Here is a 16529-nt window from a genome sequence, read left to right as displayed (position 1 = left end):
CCATGTTGAGCCTAACTTGTAAAACAGCCATAAAAGCGGTTATCTACCTTTCCGGGAAAAGCTCGGAAGGCGAAAAAACGGGCATCAAAGAGGTGGCAGAACAGATCAATGCCAGTGAACATACCGTGGGCAAAACCTTACAAACTTTGGTAAAACATAAGATCATCAACAGTTTGAAAGGGCCCAGTGGTGGGTTTTATTTAACCGAAATTCAACAAGAGCAACCCATCTTCAATATTGTGGAAACCATAGAAGGGAAAACCATTTTCAAAGAATGTGGCTTGGGATTGAGTAAATGCTCAGAAACCCATCCGTGCCCCATTCATAACGAATACAAAGTGGCAAGAGAGTTGGTTGAAAAAATTTTCCGAGAAAAAAGAATTATGGATCTCTGCGATCCTGTAACGCACGGTTTGGCTTTTTTAATGGATTAACGACCCAGGCTTTTATTTATTTTTTGTAACTTTAAATCATTCTAAATCAATTATTATGGAAACAAATTACGGAACACTTTCCGAAACCATCAATGCGCTAAGAAAAGAAGGTTACATCTTGGATTTTAATTTACACGATGATTGTGTCGTATGCCACAAAAACGAACATCAGCTAACCGCCGACGAGTTCGAAATTGATGCAATTTATCGTTTTGACGGACAGACCGATCCGGATGATGAAGCTGTGGTCTATGCCATTTCTTCTTCAAAATTTAATACCAAAGGAATATTGGTAAATGGATACGGTGTTTATTCTGATGAATTTTCATCGGCATTAATTGAAAAGTTGAGAAAACACAATTCATAAAAATAAATTGAGAATGGAACAAAAATCAAACGACGCTACACCCTTAAGACCGGAAGGAAATAGAATCTTGAACGATAATTTGGTTGAAATGGATTTGCAAAAATACATTCAACAAATAAAATCCGAGACCACTTGGAAAACCGGTGAGAAAAATGCCATCACCATTTTCAAATCCGAGAAAATGAAAATTGTACTTATCGGACTTCACGACCAAGCCGAATTGAAAAAACATACGGCAAATGCTCAGATTTCTGTTCAGGTATTGGAAGGCGAAATTCAGTTTTCTACAGAAGAAACCTCAGTGGTATTGACGGTTGGCAAAATGATTTCTTTGCAACCCTTGATCCCGCATCATTTGTTAGCAAACAAGGAAAGTTTTATTCTATTGACCATGGCTTCCTAAAATTTTAGAGACCCATGAAAATTTAGATTATTGACCAATTATGGTCAAAACAAAAGGCTGAACCACTTTGTCGTTCAGCCTTTTGTTTGGGTTTCAGAGAGGGATTATTTGTTCATGCTCATTAAAAATTCCTCATTGCTTAGGGTGTTGCGAATGCTTTTGTCCACAAATTCCATAGCCTCTAAAGGATTCATTTCTGAAAGGTATTTTCTAAGAATCCACATGCGTTGTTGCGTAACGGCATCCATCAAAAGGTCGTCTCTTCTGGTGCTGGATGAAACCAAGTCAATTGCCGGATAGATTCTCTTGTTGGCAATTTTTCTATCCAATTGCAGTTCCATATTTCCTGTTCCTTTAAATTCTTCAAAGATCACCTCGTCCATTTTCGAGCCGGTATCGATCAATGCTGTGGCAACAATGGTTAAAGATCCTCCACCTTCAATTTTTCTTGCTGCACCAAAAAATCTTTTTGGCTTGTGCAGGGCATTGGCATCAACCCCACCGGAAAGAATTTTTCCTGAGGCCGGTGTTACGGTGTTGTACGCTCTCGCCAATCGGGTGATGGAGTCCAAAAGGATTACCACATCGTGTCCGCATTCAACCATTCTTTGGGCTTTTGCAAGTACCAGATTGGCGACTTTCACATGCTTGTCAGCAGCTTCATCAAAGGTAGATGCGATCACTTCTGCATTCACACTTCTTTCCATGTCGGTTACCTCTTCCGGTCTTTCGTCGATCAAAAGTACCATCATGTAGGCTTCCGGATGGTTGGCAGAAATGGCATTGGCAATGTCTTTCAGCAACATGGTTTTACCCGTTTTTGGTTGGGCAACAATCATGGCTCTTTGTCCTTTTCCAATCGGTGCAAAAAGATCGACAATTCTTGTAGATTTTGTTGAGTTCTTTCCGGCTAAATTAAATTTTTCCTGTGGGAAAAGCGGTGTAAGATACTCAAATGCAACCCGGTCTTTGATGAAGGCCAAATCTCTACCGTTCACCTCAGTAGGTTTCATGAGAGAAAAATATTTTTCGCCTTCTTTTGGCAATCGAACGATGCCTTTTACCGTATCGCCGGTTTTTAATCCATAATTTCGGATTTGGCTGGTAGAAACATACACATCATCCGGTGACGAAATGTATGAGAAGTCCGGGGATCTCAAAAATCCGTAATTATCCGGTAATATCTCCAAAACGCCTTCTATCGTAACCATGCCATCAAAGTTGAATTCTTTTTTGGCCTCCACTTCGGGTTTATTTTCCGAGTTTTGTTGGTTTTGATTTTGGTTTTGCTGGTGTTGCTTGTTGTTGGGATTGTTGTTTTGGGATTGCCTGTTTTGATTTTTTTGTGGATGCTGTTTTTTTGGCTGTGGCAATGCTGGTGTTTCGGTAGTGCTGGTTTCGGCAGTTACTTGCTCGTTTGCGATAGGACTGTTTTCAGTAGCGGTAGCGGTAAGATTCTCTGCAGTTTCACTTGCGGTTGCTGGTGGATTTGCAGGAGCTAATCTTTGTCTTTTCTTTTTCTGTGCAGCAGTTGGTTGGTTTGCTGTGCTTTCGGTTTCAGCGGGTTGTTCCGTAGAGATTTCTATCTCTTGTATGGGTTCTGCTGTTGGTGTTTCTTCCAATTTAGGCGCAGCTTCTGCAGTTTCTGGTGCCGATTTTGCTTTTGTCGTCGGTTTTTTCGGTGCTGCTTTGGGTTTTCTCGCCTTTGGTTTTTCTGTTATTTCTGGTTCTAAAGGTTTTTCGTTGGTGTTGAAGTACTCTTTTGCAACTTTAGGATTAGAAGCCTGAAAATCAAGTATTGCAAAGATTTTGTCGTTTTCGCTAGCATTTTTTGCCGCCTTCAAACCCAAACCTTTTAGAATAGTGGTCACCTCCGTGTCGGATTTAGACCTTAAGGTTTCAATGTTATACATATATTATTAATGTTCGTAAACTATTTTAATTAGTTGTTTAAGATAGTGAAAGTCAGGTGACTTCCATTTGGAATGTGAAGTATTTCTATTGCAAAACTACATTAATTTTTGAAAAACACAAAATTTTATTACTTTTGTCCAGATTTAACGAAAATGCTACAAAGAATTCAAACCATCTGGATGTTATTAGCAGTACTTTGTGCTGTTGCACTCTTTGTGACTTCACAAGATGTAGAAATCGTATCGGGATTTCCAGTACTGAACATTGCTACGGTTATTCTGATCCTCATCGGAGGCTTGGGTATTTTTAGTTATAACAACAGAAAAAGACAAATCCTACTGAATACCATCGGTATGTTGATAAACGCTTTGTTGATAGGATTATTGTCGTTTTGGCTACTTAACTTATCCGGAGGAATTTCCTTTCCTGAGAAGGGTATTGAGCTGATCTTTCCAATCTTGGCAATCATTTGTTTGCTTATCGCGAATGTTTTTATTCGCAAGGACGAGAAGCTTGTAAAATCTGTAGACCGACTTCGATAGACCAACAACGATTTTTTTTTGAGTGAGAGCAGTTTTCCAATTCGGGAGACTGCTTTTTTTATCTATTTTATTTCGGACCTTTCATTTAGTCGTTTGTTTCTCCAAGAAAGCGTATTTTTGTCTCTTAATTTTTATAAATGAAACCCACAAAAAGAATACTTTACTTCGCCAAACCTCATCAAAAATATCTTTGGATCAGTATGTTTTTTAACCTCTTGTATTCGTTACTCAATATATTTTCAGTTGGAACGATGCTGCCTATTCTTGGTTTGATGTTTGGGACGGTAGAAAAAGTAGATACCTCAAAATCACCAGTGTGGAACGGTAGTTTTGGAGATTATTTTTCCTACATAAAAGACTTGGGTTACTACAAAATCCAGTTGAATATTGAGCAACACGGCGCCGTTTCGGTACTTGCAGTTTTGTGTGCGGTTACGGCTTTTGCCTTTTTGCTAAGAAATATTTTCAGATACTTGGGGGCATATCTTTTGGTGAATTATCGAGTGGGGATTACCAAAGACCTTAGAACCGCTATGTACGACAAGTTCTTAAAACTTCCGGTTTCCTTTTTTACGGAACAAAGAAAAGGCGACATGATGTCCAGGATATCCAACGACATCGGTGCAGTAGAAGCCGGGATTATGGGAAGTTTGGTAGACATCATCAACGCACCCTTCATGATCATTTCGTCTTTGGTAGCATTGTTTTTACTTTCTCCCAATTTAACATTGTTTTCCCTATTGGTATTTCCGATTATGGGATGGATAATCTCAGCAGTTGGAAAGTCTTTGAAAAGACAGGCGCATTTTGCACAGGCTGAATTGTCCAACCTTTTTTCTTTAGTCGATGAAACTTTGAAATCGTCCAAAGTCATAAAAATATTTTCTGCCGATACCATTTTGAAAAATAGGTTTAACGAAACCACGGACAATTGGCAGCGTTTCGTAATCGCTATGAGCCGAAGACGAGAGTTGGCATCACCGTCTTCCGAGTTTTTGGGATCGGTAACGATTTTAATGATCACTTGGTTTGCCGGAAAACAAATTTTACAAGAACACACCATGGAACCCGAAACCTTTTTGGTATTTATAGGAATGTTTTTCCAAATCTTGGATCCTGCCAAAAAAATGTCATCGGCCGTATCGTCCATACAAGGTGGGATGGCAAGTTTAGAAAGAGTGTCGGAAGTGTTGGATTACGATTTGAAAGTGGAAGAGGTGGAAAATCCGGTGTCCATATCTACGCTGAACCATCAAATAGAATTTAAAAATATTGGTTTTTATTACGACAGGGATAATGTCATTTTGAAAAACTTTTCGCTGACCGTACCCAAAGGAAAAACCGTGGCTTTGGTCGGACAATCGGGTTCTGGAAAGACAACCGTAGCCAATCTTATGGCCAGATTTTATGATGTTTCTGAAGGTGAAATACTCGTGGATGGCATAAATGTTAAAAATTTAAAACTGAAGGAATACCACCATCTTTTGGGAATGGTAACCCAAGAGTCGGTGCTTTTTAACGATACCGTATGCCATAATATTTTGATGGGCAAGCCTGAAGCTTCTATGGAAGAGGTTGTTCATGCTGCTAAAATTGCAAATGCCGATCAATTCATTACCAACCTGCCCGAAAGCTACAACACCAATATTGGAGACGATGGAGGCAAATTGTCTGGCGGACAGAAGCAAAGGGTTTCCATCGCGAGAGCCGTACTTAAAAATCCACCGATCATGATTTTGGACGAAGCCACCTCGGCATTGGATACCGAAAGCGAAAGAGCTGTACAAGAAGCCTTGGAAAAAATGATGGAAAACCGCACCTCGTTGGTGATTGCTCATCGACTTTCGACCATACAAAAAGCCGACCTTATCGTGGTTATGGAAAGAGGTGAGATTGTAGAACAAGGGACGCACCAAGAACTTTTGGAAAGGAACGGGGTCTATAGAAAATTGGTAGAACTCCAGAATTTTAGTTAATTGTAAGAAGTAAAACAACAGCCAAGCTGTTGTTTTTTTATATTTGATAAATTTTTTTTTATGAACCTACCCAATAATCCCATCGGTGGAGTTGTTATCAAGCAATTGTTTTTACTCGCGGTAATTATTTTGTTGTCTGGGGTTGTCCTTTGGCATTTGTCCATGTTTTTACCATCCTTGTTGGGAGCGCTAACCTTGTACATTCTTTGTAGGAAACTTAATTTTTATCTTTTAGAAAAACGAAAGTGGGCGCCGTGGTTGGCAACCTCTTCTATCTTTTTGCTTTCGGGGATTGTTTTGATCTTGCCCCTCTATTTTTTGGTGGATGTGTTGATTTCCAAATTTGGAAATGCACAAATGTATCTGGGCAATTTCACTGAGTTTTTAGAAAAAATCCATGTCTATCTGAAGTTGAAATTCAACATCGATATATTGGACAAAGATCTTATGGAAAAACTGCAAGGATGGGTAGCTAAAATGTCCGGAACGCTACTTAGTGGGACTTTCAACGCACTGACTGTCGTATTTTCCATGTATTTTATCTTGTATTTTATGATGACCAATCCTAGGAAATTCGAAAAGATATTAACCACAATTGTCCCACTAAAAAAAGCCAACACGGAACGAATTGGAAACAAAATTATGAGCATGGTGGTTGCCAATGCTGTGGGAATACCTGTGGTGGCTTTGGGACAAGCCATTATTGCACTTATTGGTTATTGGATTCTGGGCGCGCCCAATCCCATGCTTTTGTTTGTCCTTACCTTCATCACCTCCATGCTGCCTATTGTGGGTGCTGCAATTGTATATGTCCCGGTGGGGATTTATATGATGGCAATGGGCGACAATAACGGCATTTGGCTTATTGCATATTGTGTAGTAATAGTCGGGCTTACCGACAATATTCTGCGTTTTACTTTATTGAAAAAATTAGAAGACATACATCCTCTCAATACCGTTTTTGGAATTATTTTGGGCTTGGAGATTTTCGGATTTATGGGCCTTGTGTTTGGACCTATTTTGGTGTCCATCACGCTTTTGTTGATCCAGGTGTATCACAACGAATTTTTGTCCAAACCCAACTCTGTTTTGGTGGATGATGAAGGCAATGCACTGTCAGCAACCACGGAAGATGTGGTGCAAAACGACTAGAAACTTTTATTGATGCCCACAACAATATGCAGTGGGAGCAACCTTTGGATGTAGGCGCTTTCGCTGACATTGTCCAAGCTGTAGGTTAAAATTTCTTTGGTATTCAGTAAATTGTTGGCCTGGATGAAAAATCCTGCTTTGTATTTCGCAGAGTTATAATTCAGGTTGAAATCCAAAAATTGGGTGTTTTTCTGATTGGAATTTCCGGATTTATAATACTCATATTTAAGTTTGCTAACCACGGTTTTGCTAAGGTTATAATACAAATTGACAAAGCCTTTTTGGTTCAGGTAATTGTTGTTGCCCATTTCGGTTTTCACAAAACTAAAATTCCAATCGTAACCCAATTCATAATTGAAATTGAAGAGAAATCCGGACTTCATTTCAAATCCTGTTTTTAGGTTGCTGAACTTGGTTTTCATCATCGGCTGATTGTTTACACTGCTTTTATAATCGGATTGGGTATAGGTTGTATTGATGGAAATTCTGGATTTAATAAATTTTATATACCTCTTCAGTTCCAACATCGACATAAAAAGCGAACTGTCATTCACCAAAATGGATTGGTAGAAAGAATAATTGGGGTTGATGATGGATTTGCTGGACAGGTAATTTTCATTCTTGGTATAACTTACAGAAAGCATCAAGTTTCTGGTCAACTGATCGCCACGGTTGTAGGTAATTCCAGCATTGTAGCTGGGCATAAGTGCGAAATCCAGGTCGTTGCTTTTAAAATATCGGTTTCCTTGATAGATGTATCCGGTGTACAAATTGTCCACCTCGGTTGTGGAATATCGCTTCGAGGCATTGATGGACAAAGTTCCGAATCTAAAAGTTCCGTAACTGAGGTTGAATGAAGGCGATACGGAAAGTTTTTCTTTTTTATTTTGGTTAAATTCGGTCCAAAGATATTGGTTGAAAACCTGAGCCGTAAGTTTCCAATCTTTTTTCCAAGTCAGGTTGTAATCGATTTGGTTGAATATTTGATTTTTCCTAAAATCAACATCATTCTGATAGAGCGAATGGTCAAAAATCAACGCCTGATTGTTGGCATCCAAGACTTGTAGGTTGGAGCTCAGCTGGTGTTTTCTAAGATCGGTACCGGTCTGTATTTGCAGGTTCTGGTCTTTAGAAAAATTATTGAGCCACGAGAGTTTTACTCCCCCAAATTCCAATCCCGAATTCAGTTCTTGATGCATGATTTTTGCCAAAGGATTTCCGGATATGATGCTTGCCAAATTGTTGTCTTCAGAAAAACGATACGGACGATCTTGGTGTATGTACCTTGCCACGGCAACTAAGGCTTGTGACGAGTCTATTTTTTTGGTGTACACCAAACGATTTTCTAAGGCCGAAAGTCGGTTGTCTCCTTTTTGAAAGTTGGGTACACTGTTGAAGATGAATTGGTTGTCGTTGTCCTCGTTGAGGGATGAAAATTTGGTGTAGAAAACCAAATTGCTCTTCTTGTTTTCCTTGCTTATTTCCAATTTTCCGACCACATTTCTGTTGTTTTGTTTCCAGGTTTTGTTTTCGGAATTGGCAAAGGCAGTACCTCCGTAATTGAAACGGTAGTAACTGTCGGTATAATTGCGGTTTTCTGTGGTGTTGTAGATGGTAACGGCCTTTAGTTTCCAATCTTTTTTGAAATTGTAAATGTAATTGATGGACGCCAATTGGTCGTTGTTGAAGTTGGTCCTTTCGTCGCCAAAGCTGTAGTTTTTCTGGTGGAGATTCAGCATGGAAAGGGTTGATATTTCGTTACCTACATTTTCTACCGTTTTGTTGGACTCTGGATTGATCAGATAGCTCACGCCGTTCATTTCGTTCAGTCCAAGGTTGTTGGCGTTGTACAGAAGATATATTTTTTTTCTTTTGGAAAAATTCATCAGGTTTATTTTTCCCTGCCTCATGTCCTCGATGTATGAGGTGCTTGCCAGATAGACATTCCCGAACCATTGGTCTTTGGCGTCTTCCTTCAGGGTGAGGTTTATGGCGATCCCTTCACTTTTCTCAACCCCTTTCAGGAGTTTGTTTTTAGAATAATTTTTCAGGATTTGTACTTTCTCCACCGGTTTGGTCGGCATATTTTTGGTAAGGGTTTGGTAGCCTCTTTCGAAAAGGTCGTCGTTTTCTACCATCACTCGCTCTACTTCTTTGTCGCCGACTTTTATTTTTCCATCGTTCAGGACGGTTACGCCGGGTAATTTTTTCAGAAGGTCTTCTACATTTTGTTCGGTACCGTTGGTGAATTTGGAAGCGGTGTATTCTACCGTGTCTTTTTTTATTTTGATGGGATTGCTCCTGGTGATGACCACTTCTTTGATGTCCTTGGTGTTGATCTTTTCTAACACCAAAGTTTTTAGGTCTATTACGGTGCCTTTGCGGATGAAAGAGACTTTTTGTTTGGCAGAGGTATGTCCCATAGCGTTGATCTCTACGGTAAAGTCTCCGTAGCTGTTGGTGACCATGCTGAAGCTGCCATCTGCCGAAGACAGTGCGTAGGTGTCTATGTTTCCGTTTTTGTCCAGCAATATAATGTTGGCTCTGGACAGGGGATTTTGGTCGCTGGATTGTAACTTTCCTTTGATGGTGGTCTGTGCCGAAAATAGGGCACAGCAAAAAATGAGCAAAAGGTATTTCATCTATTTTCTTCTAAAACAAAAAGGAGCAAAATACTCCTTTTTTGTCCAATATTTTTACTACTTGCAATTATTTATTTTTATTATTAATTGCATTTATTATTTGTTTTTGTTCAGCATTTATTAATTGGTCCGATTGTATTTTTAAGGGTTCTTTTTCCCATTCGAATTGCAGTTCTCTTTCTTCGCTTCGTAGGTAATCAGACAACCAAAATGTTCCAGGTGGAGAAGATGCTCTGATTCTATTTTTCATTTTAATAATAAAATCATTTTCAATATCAACAAATTCTTTTATTGTTATTTTTTTTAGCATCATTTCATCAATGTGATTATGCAATTTATCCGATACATCTAATTTAGAATTTAGTAAAACTCTTGTTGCTACAAATACAATTTTGTCATCCGAGTCTCCGGCTTTAAGGATTAAACCGGGCAATCCATAATATTTCCAAGGACCTGAATTGGTTGATATTTGAGGGGTAAAATAAGCATAAACTTCTCTACCTCTAAAATTCCCAATTGCTTTTTTACAGGGAAAACCTAATATTTCCGAAGTTTCATTTGTTATTTTCCATTGTATGGGAGGAGCATTGTCTTCGGCAATTGTATTTCGTAATTTCGGGATAAGACCGGTAAGATAAAACAAGTTATTTTCTCTAGAAATGAGATAGCCTATATCTTTAATCGTATAGTTTTCAGATAAAATCTGCTCTGCGGAAGGGGTGTTCTTTTCATTGCCAATTTGAAAAAAATAGGTTTTGTTGTTATTTTCTATCATTGTGCATGAATGAATATTTGAACCCCATATTTCAGCATATTCTACAACTAATTTATTTTGTGAAAAAAATATAGTAGGAAACAGTAGTAAAAAAGATATAAGCTTACTCATATTAATAATAATTAGATTGTTCCTTCTAATGATACATCTATTTTATTTGTTTTATAGCCACCAACAGCATTTTTGCATTGATCACCATGTCCAATTGTTGCTTGTGTACTACTTCCTGTTTTTACACCATTTTGATCTCTGAAAGTTACTTCAGTTAGAATTAAGCAATCGCCTGGTGCAAGAAACATATCCAAGCCACCACCGCCACTTTTTACAGTTGCGATTTTCAGAATTGCTTTTTGCACTTTGTTGTCTTTTTTCTCTACAACCTTCCCCTCACTTGCCCAAGCGTTTCCGCAGATACCGGCCGTTAGTAACAGCCCTAATGCTAATTTTTTCATTGTTTTTTTGTTTAAAAATTGTTAAAATTTAATTTTCATCTTTGCAAAGATTTGACAAAGCAAAAAAAAAAAAAAAACAATTGCGCAAGAAAAAGCGGTAATTTTTGTTAAATATTTTATTATGTTAAATAAGTACTGTTGTTATAACGGTGTTTTGCTGTTGTTTATTGCAAATATATTAAAATTTCGCAGGCGAAGTTTCCCATTCGTAGGATATTTCCATATCGGCTTGATTCAAATTGTCGGATATTTCGGAAATATTAGTGCCGTTTGGGAGGGTTGCTTTCACTTGTTCTAAAATTTTCTTTTTATTTATTCTGTCCAGATCTACCCAAAATGTTATTGGTTTTGCTTTTGGTAGATTTTTATTGAAAAAATCTTGTACGCTTTTGCGAATGGGATGGGAGAAATTTAAAACAATTTCTTTTGCTGAATAATTAAAAATGCCGTCAATGTCTTTGGCTTCCAATATAAGACCTGGTAGGCCGTGTAGTTTCCATGGTCCAGTAGAAATTGGGATATCCTTTGCGAACCAAACTTGCCACTTTCTACCTCTAAAATCAGCTTCTGCCAATTCGCAGTCGTAGTTCAATATTTTTTTTGATTTGCCCTTTGTTATTTTCCAGTTTATAGAATAATCGTCTTTGATCATGTGGTATTTCTGACCGTAATAATCATATCGGGTGGTGTAGATGGATGCGGAATCTAAATTTTTATAATACGGTTCTTCCGCACCTTCTGTTGGGTCTTTTGTTTTAAACTGTTGGCTATTTATCGAGTTTTCTGAAAATTTGCTAATGATAAAGTAATATGCTTCTTTTTGATTATGCATTAGTACATGGTCACTAACTTTCGATTGATTTTGGATGTGTGTACGCTCGGTGTAAACAACAAAATTTACCTCATTCTGGGCATTGCCCAGAATGAAAATAAATAGAAATAATAAATTGAATTTCATTAGTTGATGGATTGGTTTGGTTTTTCAGGTGTACTGGCACAACCGGGAACAGTAGTTTCATAAACGGGAAATAGCATATTCATCTGTGCTCCTTCGCAATCTTTACCTGTTGCATGGGTCACGGTGGATGTTGTGCCAACTTGTTTTCCACAGCTGTCTTTTATTTTTATCAATGCATAAATCGTACACCCTTCATTGTTTGTTTTCTTTATTCCCGTTTTTCCCTCACTTGCCCAAGCGTTTCCGCAGATACCGGCCGTTAGTAACAGCCCTAATGCTAATTTTTTCATTGTTTTTTTGCAAAAAAATTGTTAATATTTAATTTTCATCTTTGCAAAGATTTGACAAAGCAAAAAAAAACAATTGCGCAAGAAAAAGCGGTAATTTTTATTAAATATTTTATTATGTTAAATAAGTACTGTTGTTATAACGGTATTTTGCTGTTGTTTATTGCAAATATATTAAAATTTTGCAGGTGCGGTTTCCCATTCGAAGGTTTTTTCTAAAGCGGCATCTCGAATGTTTGTCATTTCGTATTTGGTTTCTTTGGGTGAGGAGGCTATTATTTTGTTCATTTCTATTTTTAAAACTTCGTTTTCGTATTCAATCAATTTTTTAAAAGGAATGATGAAGGTGGTATCTTTTTCATCAAAATATTTAGTCACCTTGGTCGGGAAATCAACATTTGAATTTAAAATAATGAATTTAGCAATTCCTTTTATATAGCCCTCATCATCTTCAAACTCCAAAACAACACCCGGCAACCCTTTTAGTTTCCATGGGAATAAGTTGAAGGGAAGATCTTTTGTGAACCAAGCATTGTATTTTCGACCTCTGAATTCAGCAGTTGCCAAAAATGCTTTGTAGGTCAAGATTTCTTTTGTTTTGTTGGTGATGGTCCATTTAAGATCTGCCAATTTTTCAACAGCAAGTTTCGGTATTGGGTTTTGTATTTTTGGGGGTATCATGAAAACCCGTTGTTTTATTTCTTCATTATTTTGTGAATATTCAAAAACATGATAGTTGTTCAGTCCCAAGAAATTATTTTTCTCCAATGTTTTATAGGTGACATCGGGTTCGTTTACATAAAAGAAATACGACTTTTTATGATCCGTTATTAAAAACGACTTTATGCCGTGCATGTGAGCAAAATTATAATCATACTCCACAATCATCTTGGATTGGGAGTATGCAATAATTGATAAACTCAGCAAAAATAGAGATATGGTATTTTTCATTCTAAAGATTGACTTTTTACAACTTTATAGGTGGGTGTTGTTGAGCCTGGATTTTGCCCTTTTTTGCATGGTACTTCTTGTTTGGGTTCAGGAACGGAATACATGTATTCTCCTTTGCTGTTTTCGTACTGTCTGATGACTTGGGCGTAACAGGTTGTAGATTTATTCATTTTTTTATTTTGAATTTTGTTTTCAGAATATCCTAGAGTGAAAATCGTAATTGACAAGAGTGTTATTATCTTTTTCATGATGCTTAATTTATGCAATTCTCTTTAGGAACATTAATAGAATCTGTATTCCATCCGCTAACATGTCTTCTTTCGTAATAAGTAGTAGTTGTTCCAGCTTTTTGTCCAGGCAAACAATTTACTGTACTTTTTGGACTAGCTATAGAATATAAATAAACTCCACAAGCATTTTCGACATTGACAACAACCTGTACAAAACAGGTGGTAGGTTCATTAATAAAATTTCTTTTCCCCTCACTTGCCCAAGCGTTTCCGCTGATACCGGCTGTTAAGAGCAGCCCTAATGCTAATTTTTTCATTGTTTTTTTGCAAAAAAATTGTTAATATTTAATTTTCATCTTTGCAAAGATTTGACAAAGTAAAAAAAAAACAATTGCGCAAGAAAAAAGCTAATATTTTATCAGAAATTTCATTATGTTAAATTAGATATGATATTGCAATGGGATTTCGTGCATTTTTATTGCGAATGTATTAAAATTTTGCAGGTGCGGTTTCCCATTCGAATTGGAGCTCTTTTTCTCCAGCCCTTACAAAGTCAGATTCTGTTGTTTTTATTATTTTTGAACCAATCGGTACCAATGTTGCTATCTGTTGACGCAATTCTTTAAGAAATGTATTCTCTAAGTCAATCAATTCTTTAAAGCTTGTTTTTTCATTTTTTAGACTTTCGAAATATTGCGTTAGTGGTTTTGGGAATTCTAATTCTTTATTCAGTTCAATTTTTTTTATGAGATATGTCCTGCCAAGATTATAGTCATCTTCTGCTTCTAATATCATCCCGGGCAAACCACTTAGTTTCCAAGGCCCTAGTTGAAAGGGCAACTCTTTTGTGAACCAGACTGTGTAATTTCTTCCTCGGAAATCCCCAATGGCTTTAGTGCAGTCATAGCCTAAAATTTCTTTCTTTTCTTTTAATATTTTCCATTTAAAATTTGGTTTTTCATCTCTTATTAATGTAGTATTTTCTATTGGCAAGCTAGTTTTTACCCAATATTCATTTTTTTGAATCAGAAAAAGACCACCGATTAAGTTAATTTTTAAATCTTTTATTATTTCATCAAATGAAATTTGTTTATTAGCAGAACCATATGTCATATAATGAGAAGTATTGCTCTCATTGGAAGGTATTATGAGAAAACCATTCGTCATGTTAGGAGTTGCTTTACTTTGTCGTACTTCATTGTATTCAAAAATTGCATATTTGAGTTGAGCATTGCTAAATAATGATAATAAAATCATTAACAAAATCGGTAATCTTTTCATTATATAATTAGTTTAGTGTCTTAACTTGTTTCCCACTAATCCTGACAGATTGCTGATATCTCACTTCTCCATTTACTGCCCCATCACAATCTGCCCCACTTCCTTGACTGCAGTAGGTAGAAGGCTGACCGACCTGATTCCCTTCAGAATCATAAGTTGTAACCGTTGTATAAATGGTACAGTTTATTACATTTGTTTTTTATTATTTTCACATCTGCTTTTCTCTCACTTGCCCAAGCGTTTCCGCTGATGCCGGCTGTTAAGAGCAGCCCTAATGCTAATTTTTTCATTGTTTTTTTGTTTAATAATTGTTAATATTTAATTTTCATCTTTGCAAAGATTTGACAAAGCAAAAAAAAAACAATTGCGCAAGAAAAAGCGGTAATTTTTATTAAATATTTTATTATGTTAAATAAGTACTGTTGTTATAATGGTGTTTTGCCGTTATTTATTGCAAATGTATTAAAATTTAACAGGCGAAGTTTCCCATTCGAAGGTTTTTTCGAGTTCAGAATATTTCAACTCTTCAATATTCGAATACGAATTGGAGTTTTGATGAGACGCTGCCTCCCTCTCTCGTAAAAATATTAAATCTTTGTTCTTGTTTTCAATTACCAACCGATAATCAATGGGTTCTATTGAATTTTTTTCGAAAAATTTTATTTCATCTTCTAAAATATCATTTTTATAATTTAGTATCAGGTTGTTTATTTTAAATGAAAACAGTTTATCACCTTCTGTTGCCTCAAGGATTGCTCCTGGGAGACCTGTAAGTTTCCATGGGAAAATCATGTTCGGCAATTCGGTTGTATACCAAACGATCCAATCTCTTCCTCGGAAATTTGTACTTGCTTTCTTGCATTTGTACCCGAGTATCTCCTTGGTCTCAGTGCTTGTTTTCCAGTTTGGTAAACTTGCCGAATCTTTTGTCAACTCTTCTTTTAATGCTAATTTGTCGGAAAAAAAGTATGGCATGGTTTGAAGAAAAAACAGATCTTTAGCATTAAATGAAAACATAAAATACGGGTTAAATTCAGAATGACCTTTGGTTAAATCATGAAGTCCCATGTCTGATTCTGAAAAAAAGAAATAATTATTTTCCCCTTTTGTGTATAGTAAGGATTTACCATTGATGCGCCCACTTAGTACCGTATTGTATTCGGTAACGATATTGTCGCTTTGCGCATTAATACAATGATACATAAAAAATAGTGCTATTAAAAATCTGTATTTCATCATCATGCAAAAGATTCTGATTTTTTAATATTTGTACAAGGTTTCGAATTTTCCGGTTTTGGAAGGTTTTCTCGTATAATCTTTTCTTCAATGGTGTTTTCACTTTGTCCTTCTCCGCAAGGATAGGTTACGACAGGAGAATATGTAGCTCCAACAAAACGCCCACAATAGTCGTAATATTCGGTAACGGTTCTGTGATGACAATTGCTTTCTATTTTCTCTTTAATCTTCCCCTCACTTGCCCAAGCGTTTCCGCAGATACCGGCTGTTAAGAGCAGCCCTAATGCTAATTTTTTCATTGTTTTTTTTGTTTAATAATTGTTAATATTTAATTTTCATCTTTGCAAAGATTTGACAAAGCAAAAAAAACAATTGCGCAAGAAAAAGCGGTAATTTTTATTAAATATTTTATTATGTTAAATAAGTACTGTTGTTATAACGGTATTTTGCTGTTATTTATTGCAAATGTATTAAAATTTAGCAGGTGCGGTCTCCCATTCGAAGGATATTTTTTTAAAATCTTTGATTAGCTCAATCTTCTTGCAATTTCCATACGGTGTCCCATCAGTAGGGCTATGTTGTTGGCTTTGTAAACAGCAAGTTCGGCCACTTCTCCGTCAAAATGTTCCATAACGGTTTCTGTCCAAATTTTTATCCAAGTTTCAAAATGGCTCTTTTCCATGGCTACCATGCTGTTGATGGGAAAGTGTGCCGCCATAGGATTTCCTTTGTAGGCAACCTCGCCAAACAAAAGAGTGGTCCAAAAGTCATACATCTTGGGAAGGTGGTGTCCCCAATCGATTTTGGCAACATCGTTAAAGAAAAAACCAATGCTGGACTGTTCCACTTTTTTGTAAAAAGCATTCACTAAAAATACGATATCGTCTCTGTTTTCAAGCTGTTTCATTTTGCAAAATTACATTTTTATC

20 protein-coding genes are annotated in these 16529 nt (G+C 36.7%); 6 read left to right on the top strand and 14 right to left on the bottom strand.

Annotated features, from left to right (window positions below):
• The first annotated feature begins 2 nt into the window (after positions 1-2).
• From H9Q20_RS05915 to H9Q20_RS05905, 3 genes are read left to right on the top strand one after another with little or no spacing between them, the layout of a single operon-like run.
• Positions 3-434, top strand: a complete 432-nt coding sequence (locus H9Q20_RS05915; RefSeq protein ID WP_124642002.1) for an RrF2 family transcriptional regulator — start codon at positions 3-5, stop codon at positions 432-434.
• Positions 435-489: 55 nt separating this feature from the next.
• Positions 490-801 (top strand): phosphoribosylpyrophosphate synthetase, encoded by a 312-nt coding sequence (locus H9Q20_RS05910; RefSeq protein WP_124642004.1) that lies wholly within the window; start codon positions 490-492, stop codon positions 799-801.
• Between the two features lie 13 nt (positions 802-814).
• Complete coding sequence (locus tag H9Q20_RS05905) at positions 815-1204, top strand: hypothetical protein (protein ID WP_124642006.1); 390 nt, start codon at positions 815-817, stop codon at positions 1202-1204.
• A gap of 104 nt (positions 1205-1308) precedes the next feature.
• On the opposite strand, the gene rho is transcribed toward H9Q20_RS05905, so the two are convergent.
• Positions 1309-3117 (bottom strand): transcription termination factor Rho, encoded by a 1809-nt coding sequence (gene rho / locus H9Q20_RS05900; protein WP_124642009.1) that lies wholly within the window; start codon positions 3115-3117, stop codon positions 1309-1311.
• 153 nt (positions 3118-3270) lie between these two features.
• On the opposite strand from rho, the gene H9Q20_RS05895 reads away from it, so the two are divergent.
• The 3 genes from H9Q20_RS05895 to H9Q20_RS05885 all read left to right on the top strand — a co-directional run bounded on the left by H9Q20_RS05895 (position 3271) and on the right by H9Q20_RS05885 (position 6788).
• A complete protein-coding gene (locus H9Q20_RS05895) occupies positions 3271-3660 on the top strand; it encodes a DUF4293 family protein (protein ID WP_187478521.1) in 390 nt (129 codons plus the stop codon).
• A gap of 137 nt (positions 3661-3797) precedes the next feature.
• Positions 3798-5636: an ABC transporter ATP-binding protein gene (locus tag H9Q20_RS05890; protein ID WP_124642013.1), complete on the top strand. Its 1839-nt coding sequence runs from the start codon at positions 3798-3800 to the stop codon at positions 5634-5636.
• 60 nt (positions 5637-5696) lie between these two features.
• Positions 5697-6788, top strand: coding sequence for an AI-2E family transporter (locus H9Q20_RS05885; protein ID WP_124642015.1), 1092 nt, complete (start codon positions 5697-5699; stop codon positions 6786-6788).
• Here H9Q20_RS05885 and H9Q20_RS05880 read toward each other — a convergent pair.
• The 13 genes from H9Q20_RS05880 to H9Q20_RS05820 all read right to left on the bottom strand — a co-directional run bounded on the left by H9Q20_RS05880 (position 6785) and on the right by H9Q20_RS05820 (position 16507).
• Positions 6785-9430 carry a TonB-dependent receptor gene (locus H9Q20_RS05880; protein ID WP_187478520.1) on the bottom strand — a complete coding sequence of 882 codons (2646 nt, stop codon included), beginning with the start codon at positions 9428-9430 and terminating at the stop codon, positions 6785-6787. The two genes, H9Q20_RS05885 and H9Q20_RS05880, sit on opposite strands and share 4 nt — an antisense overlap.
• 67 nt (positions 9431-9497) lie before the next feature.
• Positions 9498-10316 (bottom strand): GLPGLI family protein, encoded by an 819-nt coding sequence (locus tag H9Q20_RS05875; protein ID WP_124642019.1) that lies wholly within the window; start codon positions 10314-10316, stop codon positions 9498-9500.
• A gap of 11 nt (positions 10317-10327) precedes the next feature.
• Entirely contained in the window at positions 10328-10657 is a 330-nt protein-coding gene (locus tag H9Q20_RS05870) for a hypothetical protein (protein ID WP_124642021.1), read from the bottom strand.
• Positions 10658-10835: 178 nt separating this feature from the next.
• Entirely contained in the window at positions 10836-11615 is a 780-nt protein-coding gene (locus H9Q20_RS05865) for a GLPGLI family protein (protein ID WP_187478519.1), read from the bottom strand.
• Positions 11615-11905 carry a hypothetical protein gene (locus tag H9Q20_RS05860; RefSeq protein WP_124642025.1) on the bottom strand — a complete coding sequence of 97 codons (291 nt, stop codon included), beginning with the start codon at positions 11903-11905 and terminating at the stop codon, positions 11615-11617. The genes H9Q20_RS05865 and H9Q20_RS05860 overlap by 1 nt, the downstream gene beginning before the upstream one ends.
• Positions 11906-12076: 171 nt before the next feature.
• A complete protein-coding gene (locus H9Q20_RS05855; protein WP_187478518.1) occupies positions 12077-12853 on the bottom strand; it encodes a GLPGLI family protein in 777 nt (258 codons plus the stop codon).
• Positions 12850-13101, bottom strand: a complete 252-nt coding sequence (locus H9Q20_RS05850) for a hypothetical protein (RefSeq protein WP_187478517.1) — start codon at positions 13099-13101, stop codon at positions 12850-12852. The genes H9Q20_RS05855 and H9Q20_RS05850 overlap by 4 nt, the downstream gene beginning before the upstream one ends.
• Before the next feature lie 5 nt (positions 13102-13106).
• A complete protein-coding gene (locus H9Q20_RS05845) occupies positions 13107-13400 on the bottom strand; it encodes a hypothetical protein (RefSeq protein ID WP_187478516.1) in 294 nt (97 codons plus the stop codon).
• Positions 13401-13572: 172 nt separating this feature from the next.
• Entirely contained in the window at positions 13573-14364 is a 792-nt protein-coding gene (locus tag H9Q20_RS05840; protein WP_187478515.1) for a GLPGLI family protein, read from the bottom strand.
• A 149-nt stretch (positions 14365-14513) separates the two neighbouring features.
• Entirely contained in the window at positions 14514-14654 is a 141-nt protein-coding gene (locus H9Q20_RS05835) for a hypothetical protein (RefSeq protein ID WP_187478514.1), read from the bottom strand.
• 172 nt (positions 14655-14826) lie between these two features.
• Positions 14827-15567 carry a GLPGLI family protein gene (locus H9Q20_RS05830; RefSeq protein WP_262385587.1) on the bottom strand — a complete coding sequence of 247 codons (741 nt, stop codon included), beginning with the start codon at positions 15565-15567 and terminating at the stop codon, positions 14827-14829.
• 35 nt (positions 15568-15602) lie between these two features.
• A complete protein-coding gene (locus H9Q20_RS05825) occupies positions 15603-15899 on the bottom strand; it encodes a hypothetical protein (protein ID WP_187478512.1) in 297 nt (98 codons plus the stop codon).
• A 227-nt stretch (positions 15900-16126) separates the two neighbouring features.
• Positions 16127-16507: a group III truncated hemoglobin gene (locus H9Q20_RS05820; RefSeq protein WP_187478511.1), complete on the bottom strand. Its 381-nt coding sequence runs from the start codon at positions 16505-16507 to the stop codon at positions 16127-16129.
• Between the last annotated feature and the right edge of the window lie 22 nt (positions 16508-16529).

Source organism: Amniculibacterium sp. G2-70, from assembly GCF_014353055.1.
Taxonomy (GTDB): Bacteria; Bacteroidota; Bacteroidia; order Flavobacteriales; family Weeksellaceae; genus Amniculibacterium; species Amniculibacterium aquaticum.
The sequence above is the reverse complement of the archived record's forward strand: the minus strand, read 5'-3'. Positions and strand labels throughout refer to the sequence as shown.